This is a genomic window from Streptomyces botrytidirepellens (assembly GCF_003721215.1).
GTDB classification, from domain to species: Bacteria; Actinomycetota; Actinomycetes; order Streptomycetales; family Streptomycetaceae; genus Streptomyces; species Streptomyces himastatinicus.
This window is the reverse complement of sequence record NZ_RIBZ01000182.1, coordinates 16,911-40,245: the sequence shown is the minus strand read 5'-3', so window position 1 is coordinate 40,245 and position 23,335 is coordinate 16,911. Positions and strand designations below refer to the sequence as shown.

The following is a 23,335-nucleotide window of genomic DNA, read 5'->3' as shown; positions in this document are numbered from 1 at the left end:
CGCGCACGAGCCGCAGCCGGTGGTGGCGCGGGTGGCCGCGGCGAGCGCGGCCGCGTCGCGGGCTCCGCCGCGCCAGCTGTCGGCCAGGGTGCGCTTGGTGACGTTGTTGCAGTGGCAGACGACCGCGTCGTCCGGCAGTTCCACCGGTCCGCCGCGCCCGGCGGGGATGCCGAGCAGGAACGCCAGCCGGTCCGAGGGCACCGGCAGCCCCTGGTCGCCCAGGGTGCCGAGGGCGGCGATGGCCTGCGGGTAGCCGACCAGGACGGCGCCGAGGAGCCGCTGGTCGCGCAGTTCCAGCCGGGCGTAGCCGCCGCGGGCGGGGTCCTGGAGCGTCACCGTCTCCTCGACCTCGTCGGCCGGTCCCGGCGGGCCGTACGCCGCGATGTCCAGCCCGGGCGCCTTCAGCCGGGTCACGGGCGCGCAGGTGGCGGGCCGGGTGCGGTCGCCGCAGAGGATCGCCGCGAGCCGGTCCGCGTGGTGCCAGGCGGTGGTGGCGAGCCCGGGGACCGTGCCGCCTTCTTCGGCGCAGTCGCCGATGGCGTGGACGTGCGGATCGTCGGTGGTCAGGGCGGCGTCGACCACCACGCCGGTGCGGACGGCGAGTCCGGCGGCGCGGGCCAGTCGGGTGTCCGGCCGGACGCCGGCGCACACCATCACGGTGTCGGTGCCGATGGCCTGGCCGCGGTCGAGGGTGAGGGAGCCGGGGGCGTACGCGACCGCCTGCCGGGACAGCTCCAGCCGTATGCCGCGGTCGCGCAGTCCGCGGGCGAGCAGCGCCCCTGCCGCGGCGTCGAGCTGGCGGTTCATGGGGTACGGGCGCGGATGCACCAGGGTGACGCGGGTGCCGCCGCGCCGCAGCGCGAGCGCCGTCTCGACCCCGAGCACCCCGGCGCCGACCACCGTCACCTGACCGCCGGTGACGCGCCGGGAATCGGCGAGGGTACGCAGCGGGGTGACGCCGTCGGCGAGCCGGCCGGCGTCCGTCAGCAGGCCGGGGACTGCGGGTATCCGGGGCCGGGCGCCGGTCGCGAGCACCAGGTGGTCGTAGGGGTGGCTGGTGCCGTCCGACGCGTGCACCAGGCGGCGTTCCCGGTCGATGCCGGTGACCCGGGTGCCCAGCCGCACCACGGTGCCGTCGGGCGGGGCGGGCAGGGCGAGGGCGCGGGCCGGGAGCGTGCCGTCCAGCACCGAGGGGAGCAGCACCCGGTTGTACGCGGCCACCGGCTCCGCCCCCAGGACGGTGACGGTGCCCTGGTGGCCGTGGTGGTGCAGCCGGTCCACGAGGCGGTGGGCGGCGATGCCGTTGCCCACGACGACGACGGCGCTCATGCCGTGGCCGTCCAGGGTTCGATGCGGACCGCGCAGACCTTGAACTCGGGCATGTGGCTCTCCGGATCGAGGGCGGTACTGGTGATGAGGTTGGCCCGGCCGTCCGCGGTGAAGTGGAACGGCAGGAAGACGGTGTCGGCGCGCAGGGTCGGCACCAGCCGCACCCGGGCCACGGCCGTGCCGCGGGCCGAGCTGATCCGCGCCAGCTCGCCCTCGGCGAGCCCGGCCCGTTCGGCGGTGTCCGGGTGCACTTCGAGATACGACTCGGGCTCGGCCGCCAGCAGTTCGGGCACCTCGCGGGTCTGGGCGCCGGACTGGTAGTGCGCCAGCGCCCGGCCGGTCGTGGCGTACAGGGGGAAGCGGCCGTCGGGGAGTTCGGCGGCGTCCCGGTGGTCCACCGCGCGGAACCGGGCCCGGCCGTCGGGGTGGGCGAAGCGGTCGAGGAACAGCCGGGGCGTGCCCGGATGCGGCGGCTGCCCGGGCGGGGCGGCGGGGCAGGGCCAGTGCAGCGCTTCTCCGGCGTCGAGCCGTTCGTAGCTGATGCCGGAGTAGTCGGCCCGGCCGCCCCGGGTGGTGCGGCGCAGCTCCTCGAACACCTGGTGCGGTGCGGCGGGGAAACGTTCCGGCGGCTGACCCAGCCGGATCGCCAGCCCGCGCAGCACGTCCAGGTCGCTCCGTACGCCCGGCGGCGGCCCGGAGAGCCTGCGGCGGCGCAGCACCCGGCCCTCCAGATTGGTCATGGTGCCCTCTTCCTCGGCCCACTGCGTCACCGGCAGCACCACATCGGCCAGCAGCGCCGTCTCGGAGGGCATGAAGTCGGCCACCACCAGCAGGTCCAGCGCGGCCAGCCGCTCGGTGATCCGCGCGGCGCGCGGTGCGGACACGACCGGGTTGGAGCCGAACACCAGCAGCGCGCGCGGTCCGCCGGGTTGGCCGAGGGAGTCCAGCAGTTCGTAGGCGCTCGGCCCGGGGCCGGGCAGCTCCTGTGGCGCCACGCCCCAGACGGCGGCCACGTGGGCGCGCGCACCGGGGTCGGCGATCGACCGGTAACCGGGCAGCTGGTCGGCCTTCTGGCCCAGCTCCCGGCCGCCCTGCCCGTTGCCCTGTCCGGTGAGGCAGCCGTAGCCGCTGCCCGCCCGGCCGGGGAGCCCCAGGGCGAGCGCCAGGTTGATGAAGGCCGCCACGGTGTCGGTGCCCTTGCTGTGCTGTTCGGCGCCGCGCCCGGTGAGGACATAACGCCGCCGGGCCTCGCCGAGCATCCGCACCGCCTCGCGCTGGGCGGCCACCGGCACCCCGGTGACCCGTTCGACGCGCTCCGGCCACCAGGCCACAGCCCGCTGCCACGCGGAGTCGAAGCCGACGGTGCGCCGGTGCAGATAGCCCTCGTCCATCCGGCCCTCGGTGACGGCGAGATGGAGCAGCCCGAGGGCGAGCGCCAGATCGGTGCCGGGCTGCGGCTGGAGGTGGAGGGCGGCGGTCTCCGCGGTCCGGGTGCGGCGCGGATCGATGACGATGAGCTCCGCGCCCGCCAGGTGGCGCATCAGGGGCGGCATGGTCTCGGCCGGGTTCGCCCCGGCCAGCAGGATCACCTCGGCGTCGTCGAGGTCGCCCACCGGGAACGGCAGCCCGCGGTCGACGCCGAAGGCGGCGTTCCCGGCGGCCGCCGCGGAGGACATGCAGAACCGGCCGTTGTAGTCGATGCGGCTGGTGCCCAGCGCCACCCGGGCGAACTTGCCCAGCAGATACGCCTTTTCGTTGGTCAGCCCGCCACCGCCGAACACCGCCACCGCGTCCGGGCCGTGGGCGTCCCGGATCCGGCGCAGCCGGTCCGCGACGGTGTCCAGCGCCTGGTGCCAGCCCGCCGTTTCCAGCGTCCCGCGGGGGTCGCGGATCAGCGGGTTGTGGAGCCGCACCGGAGTGTCGAGGAGGGCGGGGGCGGTCCACCCCTTCTGGCACAGCCCGCCCCGGTTGACGGGGAAGTCGGAGGGCCGCACGACCACCGTGCCGTCCTCGCGGCCCAGCCAAGTGCCGCACTGGAGGGCGCAGTACGGGCAGTGGGTCGCCACGGCCGACGTAGCGGCGGCGCCGGACGGCGCGCCGGGGCCCGCGGGTCTGGCAGGGGGCGCGGGGGAGCGGGATTCAGACATGGGAGACCTCCGGACGACGGGCGGAACTGCCGGTTCCGGGCCCGCCGTCGGGCGCGCCGCGCAGATAGACCGCCCAGGTCACCACCGCGCAGACCGCGTAGTAGCCGAGGAAGGCGGTGAACGCGGCGTCACCGGTGCCGCCGGGACCGTCGTAGCAGGCGCGGAAGGCCAGGTTCACGGCGACGCCGCCGAGCGTGCCGATCGCACCCGTCACGCCGATGACCGCGCCGGACAGCTCGCGGGCCCGGGCGAAGGCGCGGGTGGCGTCCTCGCCCCGGGTGACGGCCTTCTCCGCGTCCTGCGCGAAGACCGCCGGAATCATGGTGTACGCCGAGCCGTTGCCGATCCCCGACAGCACGAAGAGCACGCAGAAGGCGGCCACGAACAGATCGAACGAGTGGCGTGCCGAGGCCAGCAGCAGCACCCCGGTCCCGGCGGCCATGGCGGCGAGGTCCACGAGGGTCACCCGCGCGCCGCCCCACCGGTCGGCAAGCCACCCGCCGAGCGGCCGGAACAGCGAGCCGAGCAGCGGGCCGAGGAAGGTGTACGAGACGGCCTCCAGCGCGCCGGCGCCGAACTCGTACTGGAGGACCAGGCCGAACGCGAAGCCGTAGCCGATGAACGAGCCGAAGGTGCCGACGTACAGCAGCGACATCCACCAGGTGTGGCGGCTGCCCAGGGCCTCGCGCAGCGCCCCGGGACGGGCCCGTACGGCGGTGAAGTTGTCCATCCGCCGGGCGGCGAGCACCGCCAGCAGGGCGGCCAGTGGCAGATATCCGGCGGCCAGGTACTGGGGGTGGCCGAGCCCCGCGGTGGCCGCCACCAGTAGCCCGAGCAGCTGCACCACGGCCACGCCCAGATTGCCGCCGCCCGCGTTGAGGCCCAGCGCCCGGCCCTGGTGGCGGCGGGGGAAGATGCCGCTGATGTTGGTCATCGACGAGGCGAAGTTGCCGCCGCCGAGCCCGGCCGTCGCCCCGGCGAGCAGGAACACCCACAGCGGGGCGTCCGGCCGCTGGATCACCCAGACCGCGAGCGCGATGGGGAGCAGCAGGGAGGCGGTGGCGAACACCGTCCAGTCGCGGCCGCCGAAGCGGGTCACGGCGTAGCGGTAGGGCAGCCGGAGCGCCGCCCCGGCCAGCGTGGGGACGACGACCAGCAGGAACTTCTCCCCGGCGGCAAAGGTGAATCCGGTCGCGGGGGACATGAAGAGGACCAGGACCGACCACAGGCTCCACACCGAGAAGCCGAGGTGTTCGGTCGCGACGGACAGCACCAGATTGCGCCGTGCGACGCGGCTGCCCTCGCGTTTCCAGAACTCCCGGTCCTCGGGGTTCCAGTGATGTATCCAGCGGCCGGAATCGGCCCGAGCCTTGCCCATGAGTTGCCTCGGCCTCCATCGCATCTGAAACACGGTCACAGTCATCAGTGGTGGTGATGGTGATGGTGTTGAAGGTGGTGCTTGGTGTGGCACGAGAATGCTGATGCCGGATTCCTCCACGGGATGTGGAAGCTCCAGAGGCATATCCAGGGTGCCGGGAGGCCGAAAGCGGGCTCAATTGAACCTTGGTACACACGGACGGGCCGGCCTCACGCAGGGCAGCAGAGGCCGGCCGGATCTTTGGGGGTGCGTACCCGTCACATGGTCGTGCGCAGTGATTCAATCCAGGCATACGAGACCAGTCCCGCTTGCAGCCGGGACTCCACATGTAGCTTTGTCAGGATCTGCGCCACATGTGCTTTGACCGTGCGTTCGGTCACGGCAAGCCGCGCCGCTATGGACCGATTGGACTCCCCGTCACCGAGCAGGCGGAACACATCGAATTCGCGAACCGAAAGCGAGGGCACCCGGTCCAGCTCTTCCTGCCAGGTCCGGCGAGAGCTGGGGGCCAGTGCAACTTTCCTGTTGGCTAAACCGATCAGGCTTCCCTGTGTGGCCATGTATCTCCCTCTCCCGAAATCGCGGGTCGCGGGGTCCGGGTAATAGGTGAATTCATGTCAGCCTTATGGGCCCGGGCAGTATACGGAAGACGCCGATGGCAGAGCTGTGTGACGAGCTTCACTTCCCGTTCGGGCAGGCCGCCGGATGCCGCCGTCCACCTGCGGGTCTGTGGTGACGGGCGATGCGGAATCGTCTTGCTCTCTGAGACGGCATCACCGGCGGTCCGCAATGGCGCATTATCGATCGAGGCGCGGACGAGCGATCATGCTAGATTCTCTCGATTTCCGGTCAAGTCAGCCGGTCAGCGGCGTCGCTCAGCGGCGTCGCTCAGCGGCGTCGCTCAGCCGCGTCGCTCGGCCGCGTCGCTCAGCCGCGCCGCTCGGCGGAGCCGCGTTCGCGGTCCTCCGCGCCCGCCGTGGCCACCGCCTCGTCCGCTTCCCCGGCCTTCGGCCGCACCCGGCCCTGGGTGACCGCCAGCACCGCGCCGGCCAGCAGGACGACCGCACCGATGGCCTGGACCGCGCCGAAGGTCTCGCCCAGGAAGAGGTAGGAACACAGGGTGCCGACCGCGGGCACCATGAACATCATGATCGAGGCGGAGGCCGGGCCCACCGCCCCGACGCCCCGGTAGTAGAAGAGGTTCGCCACGGCCGTCGGCCCGATCGCCACGAACACCGCGTTGATCCAGGTGGTGGCGGGCACCGCGCCCCAGTCCGTGTCCATCGCTGAGGGCACGCTGTAGAGGCCCAGCAGGATGGCGCCGCAGCTCATCGCGTACGCCGTCGCCCGGAGCGGTTCGATCCCGGCGAGCACCCGGGGGCCGAGCAGGGTGAACGCCGCCCAGCATGCCGCGCTCAGCAGGAACAGCACATCGCCGAGGAACCGGTCGCCGCCCGCGCCCGCGTCGGTCCGCGCGCCGATCAGGAAGATCACCGCTCCGGTCAGCCCCAGCGCCAGCCCCGCGACCCGCCCGGCCGACGCCCGTTCCTTGCGGGTGACCAGCAGGAATCCGGTCGTCAGCACGGGGCTCATGACGGGGATGATCGTGGTGCTGTCCATCGCGGGGGCCAGCGAAAGCCCCCAGAAGAACAGCAGGTTGTACAGGAAGACGCCGAGCACCCCCGCCCCGGCCGCCCGCCCCACGTCGCGCCCGGACGTGGCGTGCTGGGAGGGCACGAAGCGCAGCGCGATGAGCAGGACCACCGCCCCGCCGCCGAAGCGGAGCAGGGCCGCCACGGAGTGCGGCAGATGGTCGACGACCACCTTGGAACTGCTGAAGCCACTGCCCCATAAGACCATCGTGGTCGTCAGTAAGAGATAGGGGTTGGTGCCCCCTCCGGGCCTTTGCTGCTTCTGCGACATGCGCTTCCCCCTTTGCCTGGTGCTTGGTGCCGGTGCGGTTGCCGCTGATGCGTTGCCGCTGGTGCGGGTGATGCTGAAGTGGCCGAGCGCCCCGGTGCGCGCAGGGGCGGGCCCATGCAGGTGACGTCCCGTCATCTGCGGTGGTCGGGCCACAGCGTAACGGGCCGGTGAAGGACCCGTGCGCCCCGCCTCGCCGACGGCACCGGAACCCGCCTGTACGAAGGTTCAATTGAGGCGCTCACGACCCCGCGGTGATAGTGAATCGCGTCCCGGTCAGATGCCGGGTCATCGCGAACACTCGTGGCGGGCACGGCCCCACGCGGTGCGCTGCGCAATGTCTTCTGTCATTTCCGACGGCCGCAAGAAGGGTTTCCCGAAATGCTGCTGCAATCCATGACATCGGACCCCATCGCGCGGAATTCCGATCTCGTGAGCCTCTTCCGGGACGTCGCCGCGACGGCACCGGAGCGGACGGCGCTGTCCGCCGAGGACGACCGCGTCACCTACCGGCGGCTCGACGCCTGGTCGGACGCGGTGGCCCGGACCCTGCTCGCCGAGGGGGTGCGGCCCGGGGACCGGGTGGCTCTGCGCATGACGCCGGGGGCCGAGGCGATCGTCGCGATCCTGGCCATCCTCAAGTGCGGTGCCGCGTACGTCCCGGTGGACCTGCGCAACCCGGTCTCCCGGAGCGACTTCATCCTCGCCGACAGCGGTGCGAGCGCGCTGATCGGAGAGCCCTACGAGGGGTGCGCGGTCACCAGGGTGGTCCGCACCCCGGCCGTCGCGGAAGCCCGGGACGCGCGGCCGGAGCCCGTGACGGACGCCGGGGACGCGGTGCGCCCGGGCGCCGACGACACGGCGTACGTCATCTACACCTCCGGAACCACCGGCAATCCGAAGGGCGTGCCGGTGCGCCACGCCAATGTGCTGGCCCTGCTCACCGGCGCGCCCTCGGTGTTCGACTTCTCCGCGGACGACCGCTGGCTGCTGTTCCACTCGCTGTCGTTCGACTTCTCGGTGTGGGAGATCTGGGGGTCGTTCTCCACCGGCGCCGAGCTGGTGGTGCTGCCGCACTGGGCGGCGCGTACGCCCGAGCAGTATCTGTCGGTCATCATCGACCGGGGCGTCACCGTCATCAACCAGACGCCCACCGCCTTCCTCGCGCTGACCGAGGCGGCGGTGCGCGGCGGCCGGGACGTCTCGGGGCTGCGCTACGTCATCTTCGGCGGCGAGAAGCTCACCGCGCCCATGCTGCGGCCCTGGGCCAAGGCGTTCGGGCTGGACCGGCCGCGGCTGGTCAACGGCTACGGGATCACCGAGACCACGGTGTTCACCACCTTCGAGGAGATCGGCGAGGCGTATCTGACGCAGGACGCCTCGGTCATCGGGCGCGCGCTGCCGTCGTTCCGCACCCGGGTCGTCGGCGACGACGGCCGGGACGTGGCCCTGGGCGAGACCGGTGAACTGTGGCTGGCCGGAGCCCAGTTGGCCGAGGGCTATCTGAGCCGACCGGAGCTGACCGCGGAGAAGTTCCCGGTGGTGACCGACGGCCGGACCGGCGAGTCCGTCCGCTACTACCGCTCCGGGGACCTGGTCAGCGAGCTGCCGGACGGCCGGTTCGCGTACGAGGGCCGCGCCGACCTCCAGGTCAAACTGCGCGGCTACCGCATCGAGCTGAGCGACATCGAGACCGCCGTGCGCCGCCACGACGACGTCGTCGACGCGGTCGTCACGGTGCGCGAGTTCAAACCCGGCGACCTCCGGCTGGTCTGCGCCTACGTGGCCCGTGAGGGGAGCGCGCCGACCACCGCACGGGAGCTGCGGGACCACATCAAGACCCTGTTGCCGGCCTATATGCACCCGGCGCGCTATCTGCGGCTGCCGGGGCTGCCCCGCACCGTCAACGGAAAAGTCGACCGGGCGGCCGTCGCCCGGTCCTGGGAGGAAGAGGTGGCACGTTCATGACGGGACAACAGATCACCGAAGCGCAGACCGCGCACCCCGACAACCTGGCCGTCGCGTGGGTGGGTGAGCTGCTGGAGGAGTCCGACCTGTCCGCCCGGGACAACTTCCTCGACCTCGGCGGCCACTCCGTCCTGGCCCTGGAGCTGAGCGAACGGGTCAAGAAGGACCTCGGCGTCGACCTGGACATGCAGATCCTCTTCGAGCGCAGCATCGGCGAGGCCATCGCCGACGCCGTCACCCGCGCCCGGACCGCCAAGTAGGAGAAGGAGAATCCCCATGACCACTGTGAGCGAGAAGGCCAACTTCACCTTCAGCCCCGAAGAGGTGGCCCGGTTCGAGCGGGACGGCTACATCGGCCCGGTCAAGGTCTTCGAGCCCGAGGAGATGACCCGCCGCTGGAACACCATCCGGCGCCAGCTCCTCGACCGCTCCCTGGCCATCTACCCGGACAGCAACGGCAAGGCCAACATCTCCAACTACGACCGCCACCTCGACATCGACCTGCTGGCCGAGCACATCATGCGGCCCGAGATCGTCGACCGCGTGGCCTCCCTCATCGGCCCCAACCTGCTGTGCTGGCGCAGCGAGTTCTTCCCCAAGTACCAGGGCGACGAGGGCACCGACTGGCACCAGGCGGCCACCTTCGCCCACGCGACCGGCAAGCCGCAGATCATCTGGCCGTCCGACGAGGGCCGCCCCGCCTTCATCGGCACCATCACGGTGTGGACCGCGTTCACCCACTCCACCGAGCAGAACGGCTGCCTCCAGCTCATGCCGGGCACCCACACGTCGATGAACTACGACGAGTCCAAGGGCATGGACTACGACGCGGACGCCATCAACCAGCGCGAGAAGGACGGCATCAAGCGCGGCTTCTTCGGCTACGACTACCGGTCCCTCCAGAAGGACCCCAACTGGAAGCCGGACGAGTCGCAGGCGTACCCGATGGTCCTCAAGCCGGGCGAGGCCGTCATCTTCTGGTCGAACACCATGCACGCCTCGCTGCCGCACACCGGCAGCAAGACCGACTACCGCATGGGCTTCGCCGCCCGCTACGTGCCCACCCAGGTGCAGGTCTACCCCGGCACCGAGAACCTGACCGAGTACGGCGACGGCATCAACCTCGAGAAGTACGGCGCGGTCCTCGCCTCCGGCGTCGACGAGTACGGCCACAACCGGATGGCCCGCACGAGCCAGCGCGGCTACGAGTTCGTGCCGCGCCAGGTCCCCAGCCACCCGGCGGCCGGCTGACCTCGTTCCGGCGCCACGGCGGGGCGGCCCCGGGCCGCCCCGCCGTGCCCCTTCCCGCCCTTTCCGCCCTTCCCGCGGTGCCTCGCCGCGACGGTCCGCAGGAGGTTCGTATGACGCCCCGCCCCCTGATCATGCTGCACCACGCGGGCGGCTCCGCCGCCGTCTTCGACCGGCTCGCCGAGGCCCTGCCGGACGGCATCCAGCCGCTGCCGCTGGAGCTGCCCGGGCGCGGCAAGCGGTGGCGCGAGGCGCCCGTCACCACCATCGAGGACGCCGTGGACGACCTGCTGCGGGCGGTCGCCGGGCAGCCGGACGAGATCGCGATCTTCGGTCACAGCGTCGGCGCGTACCTCGGCCTCTGCCTGGCGGCGCGGCTGGCGGAGACCGGCGGGCCGCGCTGCTCCACCCTCTTCGCCTCCGCCAACGCGGGCCCGGTGAGCGCCGAACTGCCCTGTGAGGGCTCGCCGTTGCTCACCACCGACGAGGAGATCTTCGCCATCGCCGAGAAGTCCGGCGGCACCATCTCCCCGCAGATCCGCGAGCACCCCGTGCTGCGGGAGCGCACCGCGGCCCTGCTGCGCGCCGACTTCTCGCTCGGCGACTCGTTCCTGCGCAAGCGCCCGGCCACCACCGTTGTGAGCGCCGATCTCGTGGTGTGCTGCGGCACCGACGACGTCTTCACCGACGCCCAGCTGGACAGCTGGCGGCACAGCACCACCGGGCGGACTTCCGTCACGCCCCGCCTCCCCGGCGACCACTTCTACCTCGAACAGCCCGCCCAGGCGGCCGCCTTGGCCGAGACCATCACCCGTACGCTGCTGGGATCGGCCGACCGGACCCCTTGATCGGCCGGACTCCTTGACGGGGCCGCGCGCCGTCCGCACGATGACGGGCGTGACACCCACGACCGCGACGGCGCGGTCCGACAAGCCTCCGGCCCGCGGGCCGGACGGCGGCGGCGCCCCCGCCGCGCGGCGGGGGCCCGGAACCGGCCACGGCGCGTGGTTCCTGGTGCTGCCCGCGCTGCTGCCCATCCTGCTGCTCAGCGTCGGCCCGCTGCTGTACGGGATCGCGCTGTCCTTCACCGACGCCCAGTCCGGCCGCGCCGAGCCGACCCAGTGGACCGGGCTGCTCAACTTCCAGGACCTGGCCCGCGACACGCTCTTCTGGGAGTCGTTCCGGATCGGCCTGGTGTGGGCGGTCGCGGTGACCGTTCCGCAGTTCCTGCTGGCGCTCGGGCTGGCGCTGCTGCTGGTGCAGAACCTCCGCTTCCGCTGGCTGGCGCGAGCCCTGGCGATCGTGCCGTGGGCGATGCCCGAGGTCGTCGTCGGCATCATGTGGCGGCTCGTCTACCACCCCGACGCGGGCGTGCTGAACGACGCGCTGGGCACCGACCGGGACTGGCTCGGCAGCCTCTCCACCGCCCTGCCCGCCGTGATCGTCGTCGGCATCTGGGCGCGGCTGCCGCAGGTGACGGTCACGCTGCTGGCCGCGCTCGCGAACGTACCGCGCGAGCTGCACGAGGCCGCGGCGGTGGACGGCGCGGGCGCCTGGCGCCGCTTCCGCACCGTCACCTGGCCCGCCATCAGGCCCGTGGCGCTCGCCATCAGCGCGCTCAGCCTCATCTGGAACATCAACTCCTTCGCGCTGGTCTACGTCCTGACCGGCGGCGGACCCGGCGGGCGCACCCGGCTGCCGATGCTCTTCGCGTACGAGGAGGCCTTCGGCTACGGGCAGTTCGGGTACGCGGCCGCCATGGGATGCGTGCTGGTCGCGGTGGTCTCCGTACTCCTCGCGCTCTTCCTCGTCGGCCGGCTCAAGGGGGACGACGCATGAACCGGGCCGCCGTCGTGCGCAGGCGCCGGGCCGCCCGCGCCGGGCAGTACCTCGCCCTGCTGGGCTATCTCGTCTTCCTCGCGTTCCCGCTGCTGTGGCTGCTGTCCACGGCGTTCAAGCCGCCGCGCGAGCTGGCCAGCCCGGACCCCGGGTGGATCCCTCTCGACCCGACCCTCGACAACTTCCGCCAGGCGTTCGACGAGCAGCCGCTGCTGCGGGCGGCCGCGAACAGCCTCACCGCCTCCGTCGCCGCCGCGGTCATCACCGTCGTCATCGCGACCCCGATGGCGTACGTCATGGCCCGCAACCACCGCTCCCCGCTGTCCCGGGCGGCCACCGGCTGGGTCGTGGTCAGCCAGGCGTTCCCCTTCGTCCTGGTGATCATCCCGCTGTTCCTGGTGCTCAAGAACCTGTACCTGATCAACTCCCTGTCCGGGCTGATCATGGTGTACGTGGTGTGGTCCCTGCCGTTCGCCCTGTGGATGCTCGCGGGGTACGCGCGCGCCGTGCCCAGGGAGTTGGAGGAGGCGGCGGCCGTGGACGGGGCGGGGCGGCTGCGCGTCCTCGTCTCCGTCACCATGCCGCTGCTGGCGCCCGGCCTCGTGGCCACCGCCCTCTTCGCCTTCATCACCGCGTGGAACGAGTTCTTCTTCGCGCTGGTGCTGCTCAAGACCCCGCAGAAGCAGACCATGCCGGTCATCCTCACCCACTTCATCGGCGCGGAGGGCGTCGCCGACCTCGGCCCGCTGGCCGCCGCCTCGCTGCTCGCCACCCTGCCCTCGCTGGTCCTGTTCGCCGTCATCCAGCGGCGGATCACCAGCGGGACCCTGGCCGGGGCGGTGAAGTCCTGATGCGCCGCCGTACGCTGCTGACCGGCGCCGCCGCCACCGCCGCCGCTCTGGCGCCCGGATGTGCGCCCGCGCGGCGCCGCGCACGCGGGGGACACGTGACCCTCCGCTTCCAGTCGCTGGCCTGGCAGAAGGAGTCCGTCGAGGCCAACAAGCGGCTGGTGGCGGAGTGGAACGCGGCCCACCCCACGATCAGGGTCGAGTACATCCAGGGCAGCTGGGACGGCGTCCACGACCAGCTCCTCACCTCCTTCGAGGGCGGGGAGGCGCCCGACATCATCCACGACGCCGCCGACGACCTCGCCGACTTCGCGTACGGCGGCTACCTCGCCGATCTGCGCGGGCTGCTGCCGGACCGGCTGAAGGCCGACATCCCGGCCCACAGCTGGGCGACCACCACCTTCGGCGACGGCGTCTACGGCGTGCCGTTCCTCCAGGAGCCGCGCGTGATCATCGCCAACCGGGCGCTGCTGGAGCGGGCGCGGGTGCGGATCCCGACCGTGCGCGACCCCTGGAGCTGGGCCGAGTTCGAGGACGTGGCGCGGGCGCTCACCCGGGGCGGGACGTACGGGGTCGGCTGGCCGCTCAAGGACCCCGTCGCCGCGACCCTGGGCCTCGCCCTCTCCACCGGCGGCCGGGTCTTCCACCGCGGCGCCGACGGCAAGGTCACCGTCCGCTTCGACGCCGCGGACCAGCGCGTCCCGCGCGCGATCGCCCGTACGGCGGCCAAGTCCACGCTCGGCATGGGAGGTTCGGACACCCTCCCCGGCTTCTTCGGCGGCAAGTACGCCATGGTGCCGCTCGGCTTCTCGTACCGCCAGCAGCTCGTCCAGCAGGCCCCCGAGGGCTTCGCCTGGACGGTGCTGCCCGCGCCCGCCGGGCCCGGCGGCGACCAGCGCCAGGGGGTCGGCCCGCAGACCCTGTCCATCGCCGAGGACAGCCCGTACCGGCGGGAGGCGGCCCGCTTCCTCGACTTCTTCCTGCGCCCGCGCAACATGGCGCGGCTCGCGCTGGGCGACTGGATGCTGCCCACGGGCACCGGCGCGCTGCGCGACCCGGCCCTGCGCGCATCCGAGCACGGCTGGGCGACCGGCACGGCGCTGGCCGCCCAACTGCGCCCGGCCCCCGCCCTGTCGGTGCGCGGCTACCGGGAGTGGAAGGACAAGGTGGCCACGCCCGCGCTCCAGGAGTACTACAGCGGAGCCATCGGAATGGAAAGACTGAGAAAAAGATTGATCAAGGACGGAGGGCTGGTGCTCGCGCGCTACCAGCGTTAGGGTGTGGGGTAGGTGTGTTGATAGTTGCATGAGGCAATCGGCCTCGCCTAAGTTCCGCACCATGACCTCAGCGATGCGTGCCCAAGGGCCCGCCCATATAGCCATGTTCGGCATCGCGGCGCACGGGCACGTCAACCCCAGCCTTGAGGTGATCCGCGAGTTGGTGGCCCGCGGCCACCGGGTCACTTACGCCATTCCCGAGTCGTTCGCCGACAAGGTCGCCGAAACCGGCGCCGAGCCCAGGACCTACGACACGGTCCTCTTCCAGGACGACATGCCGGAAGACGCCGAACTCATCGATTACGTCGAGCCGTTCCTGACCGAGGCCATCCAGGCGCTGCCCCAGCACCTGACGGCGTACGAGGGCGACGAGCCGGACCTGATCCTCTACGACATCACCGCCTACCCGGCGCACCTCCTCGCCCGCCGCTGGGGCGTGCCCGCGGTCGAGCTGGCGCCGAGCTTCGTGGCCTGGGAGGGCTACAAGGAAGAGGTCTTCGATCCGAAGTACGGGCACCTGCGCCACTCCGAGCGGGGCCGGGCCTATTACGCGCGCTTCAGGGCCTGGCTCGCCGAACACGGCATGCCCGACACCGACCCCGACCGCCTCACCGGCCGCCCCCGCCGCTGCCTCGCCCTCATCCCCGAGCTGTTCCAGCCCCACGCCGACCGCGTCGACACCTCCGTCTACTCCTTCGTCGGCCGCTGCCACGCCACCCGCCACGACGACGGCCAGTGGCGGCGCCCGGACACCCTCGCCCCCACGGACCGCGTCCTGCTGATCTCGCTCGGCTCGACCTGGACCAGGGAACCCGGCTTCTACCGCGCCTGCGTCGACGCCTTCGGCGACCTCCCCGGCTGGCACGTCGTCCTCCAGATCGGCGGATACGTCGACCCGGACGGCCTCGGCGCCCTGCCCGCCAACATCGAAACCCACACCTGGGTGCCCCAGCTCAGCGTCCTCCAGCAGGCCGACGCCTTCGTCACCCACGCGGGCGCGGGCGGCAGCCAGGAGGCCCTGAGCTGCGGCGTCCCGATGGTGGCCGTACCTCAGGCCGTGGACCAGTTCCGCAACGCCCAGACCCTCCAATCGCTCGGCGTGGCACGCCAGTTGCCCAAGGAGGAGATCACGGCGGAATCCCTGCGAGCGGCCGTCCTCGCCCTCGCGGACGACCCCCGGGTGGCCGCCCGCTGCGCCGAGGTCAAGGCCCGCATGGCCGCCGAAGGCGGCCCGGAGCGGGCCGCCGACCTGATCGAAGCGGAACTCCCGGCCGGGCCGCTCAGCGGTACGACGGAACCGGCCGCGTGGCTCATGGGGAGCCGCGCGGCCGGGTGAGGGGAAAGCGGTGGTCCGTCAGACCTTGGCGTGCCTGCGGCGGTCGTCCAGGCCGGGGGCGGGGAGCGTCGCCGGGGGCGGGGTGGGTGCCGTCTCGTCGTGGGTCAGGTCGGGCAGCCACCGCAGCCAGGGCGGCAGGTACCAGTTCCGCTCGCCCAGCAGCGTCATCACGGCGGGCAGCAGCACCCCGCGGATCACGGTGGCGTCGATGAGGACGGCGGCGGCGAGGCCCACGCCCATCTGCTTCATGGACTGCATCGACAGCGTCCCGAAGATGGCGAACACCGCGACCATGATGACGGCGGCACTGGTGACGACGCCCGCCGTGGTGACCACGCCGTGCACCACCGCGTCCCGGGTGGTGCGCCCGGCCATCCGCGCCTCGCGGATCCGGGAGACCACGAACACGTGGTAGTCCATGCTCAGCCCGAACAGGATCACGAAGAGGAACAGCGGCAGCCACGACACGATCGCGCCGACCCCCTCCGCGCCGACCAGGCCCGCGCCCCAGCCGTGCTGGAAGACGGCGGTGAGGATGCCGTACGCGGCGCCCACCGACAGCAGGTTGAGCACGATGGAGGTGGCGGCGACGGTCAGCGACCGGAACGACATCAGCATGAGCAGGAAGGCGAACACGACGACGAAGGCGAAGACCGGCGCGATGGCCGAGCCGAGCGCGTCGTTGAAGTCCTTGTTGGCGGCGACGGAACCGCCGATCGGGGCGTCCACGCCGTCCACCGTGCCGAGCGTCTCGGGGCGCACCTCGTCCCGCAGGACGGTCAGGCTCTTCTCGGCCTTGCCCTCGTCCGAGCCGCCGGTCAGCGGCACCGACACGATCGCCAGGTTCCGCTTCTCGTGGAAGGCCACCGTGACCGGGCCCGTGGAGGCCCCCTTGGCGACGGCCTGGTCGCGGAAGCGGGCGATGGCGCCACGTACCGGCGCGGCGTCGATGTCGTCGGCCTTGACCACGACCTGGGCCGGGTCCGGCCCGCCGGGGAACGCCTTGTCCATGTGCTCGTAGGCCCGGACGATCGGCAGGGAGTCGCTGAACTCCTGGTCCAGCGTCAGGTTCGCGGTGTTCATACTGACCGCCGGTGCGGCGATGGCGATCAGCGCACCGCCGGCCAGCGCGAGCGACAGCTTCGGCCTGCGCAGCACCCTGCCGAGGACCGCGCGCCACACCCGGCTCTCGCCGTTGCCCTTCCGCTTGGCGCGGGACACGAACGGCACCCTGCCCTTCTCGACCCGCTCGCCGAGCAGCGAGAGCAGCGCGGGCAGCACCGTCACCGAGCCGACCATCGCCACGGCCACCACCATCAGGGTGGCAAGACCCATCGCCTGGAACTCGGCGAGGCCGGTGAAGAGCATGCCCGCCATCGCCACGATGACCGTGACACCGGAGACCAGGATGGCCCGGCCGGAGGTCGCCGCCGCGATGCGCAGCGCGGTGTCGGCGTCCCGCCCGGCGGCCCGCTCCTCGCGCTCCCGGCGCAGGTAGAACAGGCAGTAGTCGACGCCGACGGCCAGACCCACCAGCAGCATCACCGAGTTGGCGGTGTCGTTCATGGGCATCCAGTGGCTGACCACCGCCACCAGACCGGTGGTGGCCAGGAACGCCGTCATCGCGAGCGCCACCGGCAGCAGCGCGGCCACCAGCGCGCCGAAGGCGATCAGCAGGATGCCGAGGGCCACCGGCACCGCCGAGTACTCCGCCTGCGCGAAGTCGGAGCCGAACGCGTCGTCGAACGCCTTCTCCCCGCTCGCGTCGCCGAACTCCTCGATCCTCAGGGCCCGATGGTCCCGCTGCGCCTTCTCCACCGCGTCCAGCACGGGCTGGATGCGCTCCGCGGCGGACTCCGCGTCGCCGCGCAGGTCGAACCGCACCAGCGCGGACCGCCGGTCGGCCGAGATCGCCTTCGTCGCGTACGGGGACTTCACCGCGGTGGCCTCGCCGGTGCCGCGCACCGCGGACAGCACCGCGTCGACCGCGCCCCGGAACTCCGGGTCGTCCGCGTTCACTCCGCCGCCCAATGCCTGGACCAGGACGGTTTCCCCGGCCGGTTCGACAATGCCCGCGTCGTCCAGAATCTTCAGGACACGCCCGGACTCGCCCGGACGCTCCTCACTGCCGGCCGAATCGACCCGGCCCGTCATCGACCCCACGGCCAGCGCGAGAACCACCAGCAGCAGCCAGCCCCCGACCGCCGTCCAGCGGTGCCGGGCGCTCCAACTGCCCGCGCGGGCGGCCAGCCCCCGTGGCCCGTTCCGGCGTCCTGAGTCCCCCACGACGTCCCCTTTTCCCATGGTGGCGGCCCCCTGCCGCCATCTCCGGACGACGCTAGGGCCCGGGTGCACCCGGACCCATCCTGCTGACCGGTGAGGCGGGGGGCGGGGTTCTCCACCTGGAGGAGGGGTGCCGGCCCTACCCCTCCGGTCCAAGGCCCTTACAGGTAAAGGGACTTGTCGTGATCGTGCTGTGATGACGTTGCATATGTCACACATGGACCAGGATCTTGAATTGCCCGGTTCGATCCGCCAGGGTTTCGTCTCAGCCCGGAGTGATCCGAACACGCTCCGGCGCCATCGCAACCGCGTGTGAAAACAGCGTGCGCGAAATCCCCCCACAACCGCACGAGGAGGATCCCTCGTCATGGCAGTACACAAGCAGCGCAACGCGCGTCGACTCACCCTGGCGATAGCCGCGGCGGGCGCCGTCACCGCCGGTGCCTTCGTGGCCGTCCCGGCCGGCGCCGCCACCGCGAAGCCCGCCGAGGGCACCGTCTACGGCACCCAGGCCAAGAACGCCGTCGACGGCAGCTACATCGTCATGCTCAAGGGCGGACAGACCGTCAAGGCCGCCTCCGAGGGCAAGGACCTGGCCGAGAGTTACGGCGGCAAGCTGCGCCACAGCTACGACTCCGCCGTCAACGGCTTCTCCGCAGGCGGTCTCAGCGAGACCGAGGCCAAGCGGCTGGCCGCCGACCCGTCGGTCGCCAAGGTCGTCCAGAACCACCGCTACTCCATCAAGACCACCCAGGCGGACCCGCCGTCCTGGGGTCTGGACCGGATCGACCAGGCCGACACCAAGGGCGACAAGAAGTACACCTACCCGGACAGCGCGGGTGAGGGTGTCACCGCGTACGTCATCGACACCGGGGTCCGTGCCTCGCACAAGGACTTCGACGGCCGCGTCACCTCCGGCTTCGACGCCATCGACAACGACGAGGACGCCGACGACGGCAACGGCCACGGCACCCATGTCGCGGGCACCATCGCCGGTACCGACCACGGCGTGGCCAAGAAGGCCAAGGTCGTGGCCGTAAGAGTCCTGGACGACCAGGGCTCGGGCACCACCGAACAGGTGGTGTCCGGCATCGACTGGGTCACCAAGAACCACAAGGGCCCGTCCGTCGCCAACATGAGCCTCGGCGGCACCCCCGACGAGGCCCTGGACGCGGCGGTGCAGAAGGCCATCGACTCCGGTGTCACCTTCGCTGTCGCGGCGGGCAACGAGTCCGCCGACGCGAGCGAGAGCTCGCCCGCCCGGGTCAAGGACGCGATCACCGTCGCCTCCAGCACCGACGCCGACGAGCAGTCCGACTTCTCCAACTTCGGCAAGGTCGTCGACATCTACGCCCCCGGCTCGGACATCACCTCCGACTGGAACACCGGCGACGACGCCACCAACACCATCTCCGGTACGTCGATGGCCACCCCGCACGTCGTGGGCGCCGCCGCCGTCTACCTGAGCGGCCACCAGGACGCCAAGCCCGCCGACGTGGCGAAGGCGCTCACGGACGGTGCCACCGCCGACAAGATCTCCAACCCGAGCGAGGGCACCCCGAACAAGCTGCTGAAGGTCGTCAAGTAAGTCACCGTCATCTGAGGCACAACTGAACACCCGGCCGCCGTGTCCACCCCACTGGGCACGGCGGCCGCTTCAGTGGGGTACCGAGAGCAACTGGCTGACATCTTGGGGGCGTTGTTCCACCGTGCCAGTGTTGCGGGCATGAACATCACGGACGGATACACATGGTCGGCGGTCGCGGACGCGCCGGTGAAGGAACTCTTCCCGGGCATCCGGCTCCGCCCGCTGTGGACCGGCGAGAACGGCGCGAAGGCCCACGTCCTGGAGATGGACCCGGGCAGCACCTGGGAAGGGCTGGACGTCCACGAGCCCGGCCCCGAGGAGGTGTTCGTCGTCTCCGGCACCTTCAACGACGGCCACCGCGACTACCCGGCCGGCACCTTCCTCCACGCCCCGGCGGGCTCCTCGCACATCCCGCAGACCACCACCGGCTGCACGCTCTTCGTCTTCTATCCCGAGGGCTGAAATGGCCCACGTGATGGGCGGCGGGTTGTCCCTCGGCGGGAGGCCAGTGGCCGATTAGGCTCCCGGCCATGACGACTTCACACACCGACACCCCCACCAAGGTCGACTTCTACTTCGACCCCGTCTGCCCGTTCGCCTGGATCACCTCCCGCTGGATCCTGGAGGTCGAGCGCCACCGCACCCTCGACCTCCGCTTCCGGGTGATGAGCCTGTCCGTCCTCAACGAGGGCCGTGAGGACCTGCCGGAGCGGTACCAGGAGCTGGTGGCCAAGGGGTGGGGCCCGGTCCGCGTCTGCATCGCGGCCGCACAGCACCACGGGGAGGAGGTGCTGCGGGACCTCTACACGGCCATGGGCACCCGCCTCCACACCGCGGACACGGAGGAGCGCCCGGACCGCCAGACCGTGATCGAGGAGGCCCTGGCCGAGCTGGGCCTGCCCGCCGACCTGGCCGGGGCCGCCCACTCCACTACGTACGACGACGCCCTCCGCAAGAGCCACCACGAGGGCATGGACCCGGTCGGCGAGGACGTCGGCACCCCCACCCTCCACATCGACGGGGTGGCCTTCTTCGGCCCGGTCCTCTCCTCGATCCCCCGCGGCGAGGACGCCGTGCGGATCTTCGACGGCGCGCGACTGCTCGCGGGCTACCCGGACTTCTTCGAGCTGAAGCGCACCCGCACCGGCGGCCTCGACTTCAGCTGAGCCCCATGGGTACGGCGGAACCGCCGTTGTCCGAGGCAGCTGGTAGAACATCGCGCACAGCCGTCGGACACGGAGCCCCGGGAGTCTCGTCTTGTCGTACGTGCACCACGCCCAGACCTTCTACGGATTACCTGTCCTGACCGTTCCGCCGTACACGCCCGCCACGCTGCTGCCCGACGCCGCTTCCGTCGCCTGGCGGCTGGAGGCCGGGCCGTATGCGACGGACGAGGACGCCGACGTCTGCTGGGAGCGCTTCACCGGCACGGTGGAACTGGAGAAGGTGCGGGCGCTGATCCTCGGCCACGGCGTGTACGACCTGTTCGACCAGGCGCTCATCGACCTCAGCCCCCGGCTGACCGGCCTCGAGGCGCTGTTCCTCGGCGACCTGGAGGACGAGGAGTCGATGATCTCCTCGATCCACCAGTCCGACCTCGGGCCCCTCCTGGATGCCTTCCCCGGTCTGCGGGAGCTGGTGATCCGTGGCGGGGACGGGCTGGACTTCCCCGTGAAGGGGCACCCGGGGCTGCGGGCGCTGCGCGTCGAGTCGGGCGGGCTGCCTCCGGAGGCGGCGGCGCACATCGCCGCCGCCGACCTGCCCGCGCTGGAGCGCCTGGAGCTGTGGCTGGGCGACGACGACTACGGCGGCGGCACCACGGTCGAGCAGCTGGCCCCGCTCCTCGCGGGCGAAGGCAAGCCCGCGCTGCGCCACTTGGGGTTGCAGAACAGCCCCCTCCAGGACGAGCTGGCCGCCGCGGTGGCCTCCGCGCCGGTCGTACCGCGGCTCACCTCGCTGAGCCTGGCCATGGGCACGCTCTCCGACGAGGGCGCGGAGGCGCTGCTCGGCGGGCAGCCACTCACCCACCTCACCGCACTCGATCTGTCGCACCACTTCCTCAGCAACGCCATGATGCTGCGGATATGGACATCGCTGGAGCCCGCGGGGGTGCGGGTGAACCTGCGCGGGAGACAGGAGGAGGACGCGGAGGACGAGGACGACGAGGAGTGGGGCGGCGGCCGCTACATCGCGGTCGGCGAATGACCCTCCACCCCGCCTCTCGCCCTCACTCTCCCCTCTCCCGAAAGGCCCACCATGCCGAACAGCCCTGAATCCCAGGACCCGGACGACCTCCGCATCACCCGCGTTCCCGTCGGACGCGACGTCTCCTGGGTGCGGCCGGGTCAGCCGGTGCCCTTCGGGCACGTGCTGTACGCCGCCGCCACGTCGGGGCACAGCCCGGCCGCCGTCGTGGCGCGGCTGACCGCCCTGGGGTACGCCGACATCGAGCTTCCCGACGCCCCGCTGCCCGCCACGGTGGACCCGGGTGACGCCCTGCTGCTCAAGGCGGACACCTACAACGTCTCGTGGCTCGACCTCGGCAAACCCGTCCCGCTGCGGGACCTCCTCGCCGCGGCGGGACGGCAGGGCCTGAGCCCCGCCGAGGCCGCACGGCGGCTCACCGCCTTCGGCTGTACGGTCCCGCCCGCCCACCCACTGCCCGAATCCCCGGACACCCGGGACATCGTGATGATCCGCACCGACCCCCGGGGCAGCGGCGAGTGGCTGGGCTGGGGCGACGGGACGACGGCACGGCATGTGCTCAAGACGGCCGCCACGCTGCGGTGCAATCCGCACACCGTCGCCACGCGGCTGACCGCGCTCGGCATCCGGCTGCCGTACGTCCCGGAACCCGAGGACGAGCGGATCCTCCAGCACCCCGGCGCGCCCCTCGGGCACGTCCTCGCGGTCGCGCGGGAGACGGGCCGCCGCCCGGCGGACATCGCGGCCCGCCTGACCGAGCTGGGCTGCCACCCCCAGGGCACCGTGCCGGACACCTGGGACGAGGACGACCTGCGCATCCTCAGCCAGGAACTCGACGGCAGGCGCCCCTGGTTGGAGCGGAACAACGTCGTGGGAGCAGGGCTGCGCCACATCCTCCGCGCGGCCCTCGCCACGGACCGCAGCCCCGCGGACATCACCGCGAGGCTGGCCGCGCTGGGGCACTGGCTGCACGAAAACGCGAAGGTGCCCGACGTCGCCGATCCGGCGGACATCCGGCTGCTGGAGACGGTCGACCGCTCGTACCTGGACGGCGTCCACCTGGAACACGTGCTGCACAGCGCGAGCCTGACCGGGCGGAGCCCGGCGGACGTCGCATCGCGGCTGACCGCCCTGGGCCATCGGCTGCCCGACGAGGTGGACTATCCGGAGGTGTGCGGCGCGCCGCGCCCGTGACGCGGTGCGCTCAGGCGGTCAGCAGGAACCGCTGCGCCGTTCGCGCCTCGTCGTAGCGCGTCAGCAGCAGCCGGGCCAGCTCGGGCGCCGGGCCGAGGACGTCGGCGAGGGTGTCCGCGCCCGCCGCCCCGGCGCCGTGCGCGATGCGGTCGGGGAGGCGGCCGGGGGCGATGACGTACGGGGCCACGGCCACCCGCTCGACGCCCTCGGCGCGCAGGGCGCGCACCGCGTCCTCGGTACGGGGGAGGGAAGCGGAGGCGAACGCGGGCCGCACGGCGCACCAGCCGGTGTGCCGCCACTCCCGCGCGATTTCTGCGATCACCGCGATCGCCTCCGGGTCGGTGGAGCCCGCCGAGGCCAGGACGATGCCGGTCCGGTGCCGGTCGCCGGGACGCAGCCCGGCCTCGTACAGGCGGTGTTCCAGGGCCTCCACGAGGAGCGGGGAGGGGCCCAGGACGTCGGCCTGGCGCACGGCCAGGCGGGGGTGGCGGGCCGTCGCCTCGCGCAGGACCGCCGGGATGTCGGCCTTCGCGTGGAAGGCGCGGGTCAGCAGGAGGGGGAGGGCGATCACCTCGTCCGCCCCCTGCGCGGCGAGCCGGTCCAGGACCTGGCCCACCCGTGGTGCGTTGAACTCCAGGAAGGACGGTTCGACGCGCAGCCCCGGCCGCAGCGACCGCACCCCCGCGCACAGCGCGTCGACGGTCGCCGCGTGGCGGGGGTCGCGGCTGCCGTGGGCAACGAGGAGGAAGGTCGGGGCAGGCATGATGCTTCCGTC

Annotated in this window: 20 protein-coding genes; 13 read left to right on the top strand and 7 right to left on the bottom strand. The window is 72.2% G+C overall.

Annotated elements, in window-relative coordinates; translation table 11 throughout:
- From EEJ42_RS14515 to EEJ42_RS14495, 5 genes are all read right to left on the bottom strand, one after another.
- The coding region (locus EEJ42_RS14515; RefSeq protein ID WP_148081943.1) for an NAD(P)/FAD-dependent oxidoreductase at positions 1 to 1,329 on the bottom strand (1,329 nt) is incomplete at its 3' end.
- The gene (locus EEJ42_RS14510; RefSeq protein ID WP_123100369.1) at positions 1,326 to 3,476 is read right to left on the bottom strand and encodes a molybdopterin oxidoreductase family protein; all 2,151 of its coding nucleotides are present in this window, start codon (positions 3,474 to 3,476) and stop codon (positions 1,326 to 1,328) included. The genes EEJ42_RS14515 and EEJ42_RS14510, both read right to left, overlap by 4 nt.
- Positions 3,469 to 4,854 (bottom strand): MFS transporter, encoded by a 1,386-nt coding sequence (locus tag EEJ42_RS14505; RefSeq protein WP_123100368.1) that lies wholly within the window; start codon positions 4,852 to 4,854, stop codon positions 3,469 to 3,471. Before EEJ42_RS14505 ends, EEJ42_RS14510 begins: the two co-directional genes overlap by 8 nt.
- A 257-nt stretch (positions 4,855 to 5,111) precedes the next feature.
- Positions 5,112 to 5,414: a helix-turn-helix domain-containing protein gene (locus EEJ42_RS14500; RefSeq protein ID WP_123100367.1), complete on the bottom strand. Its 303-nt coding sequence runs from the start codon at positions 5,412 to 5,414 to the stop codon at positions 5,112 to 5,114.
- Between the two features lie 367 nt (positions 5,415 to 5,781).
- Positions 5,782 to 6,777, bottom strand: a complete 996-nt coding sequence (locus EEJ42_RS14495; protein ID WP_123100366.1) for a DMT family transporter — start codon at positions 6,775 to 6,777, stop codon at positions 5,782 to 5,784.
- A gap of 393 nt (positions 6,778 to 7,170) precedes the next feature.
- Here EEJ42_RS14495 and EEJ42_RS14490 point away from each other — a divergent pair, with 393 nt between their 5' ends.
- The 8 genes from EEJ42_RS14490 to EEJ42_RS14455 all read left to right on the top strand — a co-directional run bounded on the left by EEJ42_RS14490 (position 7,171) and on the right by EEJ42_RS14455 (position 15,290).
- Positions 7,171 to 8,742 carry an amino acid adenylation domain-containing protein gene (locus EEJ42_RS14490; protein ID WP_246096720.1) on the top strand — a complete coding sequence of 524 codons (1,572 nt, stop codon included), beginning with the start codon at positions 7,171 to 7,173 and terminating at the stop codon, positions 8,740 to 8,742.
- On the top strand, positions 8,739 to 9,002 hold the full coding sequence (locus tag EEJ42_RS14485; protein WP_123100364.1) for a phosphopantetheine-binding protein: 264 nt from the start codon (positions 8,739 to 8,741) through the stop codon (positions 9,000 to 9,002). Before EEJ42_RS14490 ends, EEJ42_RS14485 begins: the two co-directional genes overlap by 4 nt.
- Before the next feature lie 16 nt (positions 9,003 to 9,018).
- A complete protein-coding gene (locus tag EEJ42_RS14480) occupies positions 9,019 to 9,993 on the top strand; it encodes a chlorinating enzyme (RefSeq protein WP_123100363.1) in 975 nt (324 codons plus the stop codon).
- Between the two features lie 110 nt (positions 9,994 to 10,103).
- Complete coding sequence (locus EEJ42_RS14475; RefSeq protein WP_123100362.1) at positions 10,104 to 10,838, top strand: thioesterase II family protein; 735 nt, start codon at positions 10,104 to 10,106, stop codon at positions 10,836 to 10,838.
- 40 nt (positions 10,839 to 10,878) lie between these two features.
- Positions 10,879 to 11,829 (top strand): carbohydrate ABC transporter permease, encoded by a 951-nt coding sequence (locus EEJ42_RS14470; protein ID WP_123100361.1) that lies wholly within the window; start codon positions 10,879 to 10,881, stop codon positions 11,827 to 11,829.
- The gene (locus EEJ42_RS14465; protein ID WP_123100360.1) at positions 11,826 to 12,680 is read left to right on the top strand and encodes a carbohydrate ABC transporter permease; all 855 of its coding nucleotides are present in this window, start codon (positions 11,826 to 11,828) and stop codon (positions 12,678 to 12,680) included. The genes EEJ42_RS14470 and EEJ42_RS14465 overlap by 4 nt, the downstream gene beginning before the upstream one ends.
- Positions 12,680 to 13,954, top strand: a complete 1,275-nt coding sequence (locus EEJ42_RS14460) for an extracellular solute-binding protein (RefSeq protein ID WP_123100359.1) — start codon at positions 12,680 to 12,682, stop codon at positions 13,952 to 13,954. Before EEJ42_RS14465 ends, EEJ42_RS14460 begins: the two co-directional genes overlap by 1 nt.
- Before the next feature lie 28 nt (positions 13,955 to 13,982).
- A complete protein-coding gene (locus tag EEJ42_RS14455) occupies positions 13,983 to 15,290 on the top strand; it encodes a macrolide family glycosyltransferase (RefSeq protein WP_425472893.1) in 1,308 nt (435 codons plus the stop codon).
- Positions 15,291 to 15,308: 18 nt separating this feature from the next.
- On the opposite strand, the gene EEJ42_RS14450 is transcribed toward EEJ42_RS14455, so the two are convergent.
- The gene (locus EEJ42_RS14450) at positions 15,309 to 17,594 is read right to left on the bottom strand and encodes an MMPL family transporter (protein ID WP_123100357.1); all 2,286 of its coding nucleotides are present in this window, start codon (positions 17,592 to 17,594) and stop codon (positions 15,309 to 15,311) included.
- A gap of 346 nt (positions 17,595 to 17,940) precedes the next feature.
- Between EEJ42_RS14450 and EEJ42_RS14445 the strand changes: the two genes are divergently transcribed.
- The 5 genes from EEJ42_RS14445 (at position 17,941) to EEJ42_RS14425 (ending at position 22,560) form a co-directional block, all read left to right on the top strand.
- Complete coding sequence (locus tag EEJ42_RS14445) at positions 17,941 to 19,161, top strand: S8 family peptidase (protein ID WP_123100356.1); 1,221 nt, start codon at positions 17,941 to 17,943, stop codon at positions 19,159 to 19,161.
- A gap of 138 nt (positions 19,162 to 19,299) precedes the next feature.
- The gene (locus EEJ42_RS14440) at positions 19,300 to 19,623 is read left to right on the top strand and encodes a cupin domain-containing protein (RefSeq protein WP_123100355.1); all 324 of its coding nucleotides are present in this window, start codon (positions 19,300 to 19,302) and stop codon (positions 19,621 to 19,623) included.
- 68 nt (positions 19,624 to 19,691) lie between these two features.
- The gene (locus EEJ42_RS14435; protein WP_123100354.1) at positions 19,692 to 20,327 is read left to right on the top strand and encodes a mycothiol-dependent nitroreductase Rv2466c family protein; all 636 of its coding nucleotides are present in this window, start codon (positions 19,692 to 19,694) and stop codon (positions 20,325 to 20,327) included.
- A gap of 100 nt (positions 20,328 to 20,427) precedes the next feature.
- Positions 20,428 to 21,366 (top strand): STM4015 family protein, encoded by a 939-nt coding sequence (locus tag EEJ42_RS14430; protein ID WP_246096721.1) that lies wholly within the window; start codon positions 20,428 to 20,430, stop codon positions 21,364 to 21,366.
- 51 nt (positions 21,367 to 21,417) lie between these two features.
- The gene (locus EEJ42_RS14425) at positions 21,418 to 22,560 is read left to right on the top strand and encodes a wHTH domain-containing protein (protein WP_123100352.1); all 1,143 of its coding nucleotides are present in this window, start codon (positions 21,418 to 21,420) and stop codon (positions 22,558 to 22,560) included.
- A 10-nt stretch (positions 22,561 to 22,570) separates the two neighbouring features.
- On the opposite strand, the gene EEJ42_RS14420 is transcribed toward EEJ42_RS14425, so the two are convergent.
- Positions 22,571 to 23,323: a sirohydrochlorin chelatase gene (locus EEJ42_RS14420; protein WP_123100351.1), complete on the bottom strand. Its 753-nt coding sequence runs from the start codon at positions 23,321 to 23,323 to the stop codon at positions 22,571 to 22,573.
- Positions 23,324 to 23,335: the final 12 nt, after the last annotated feature.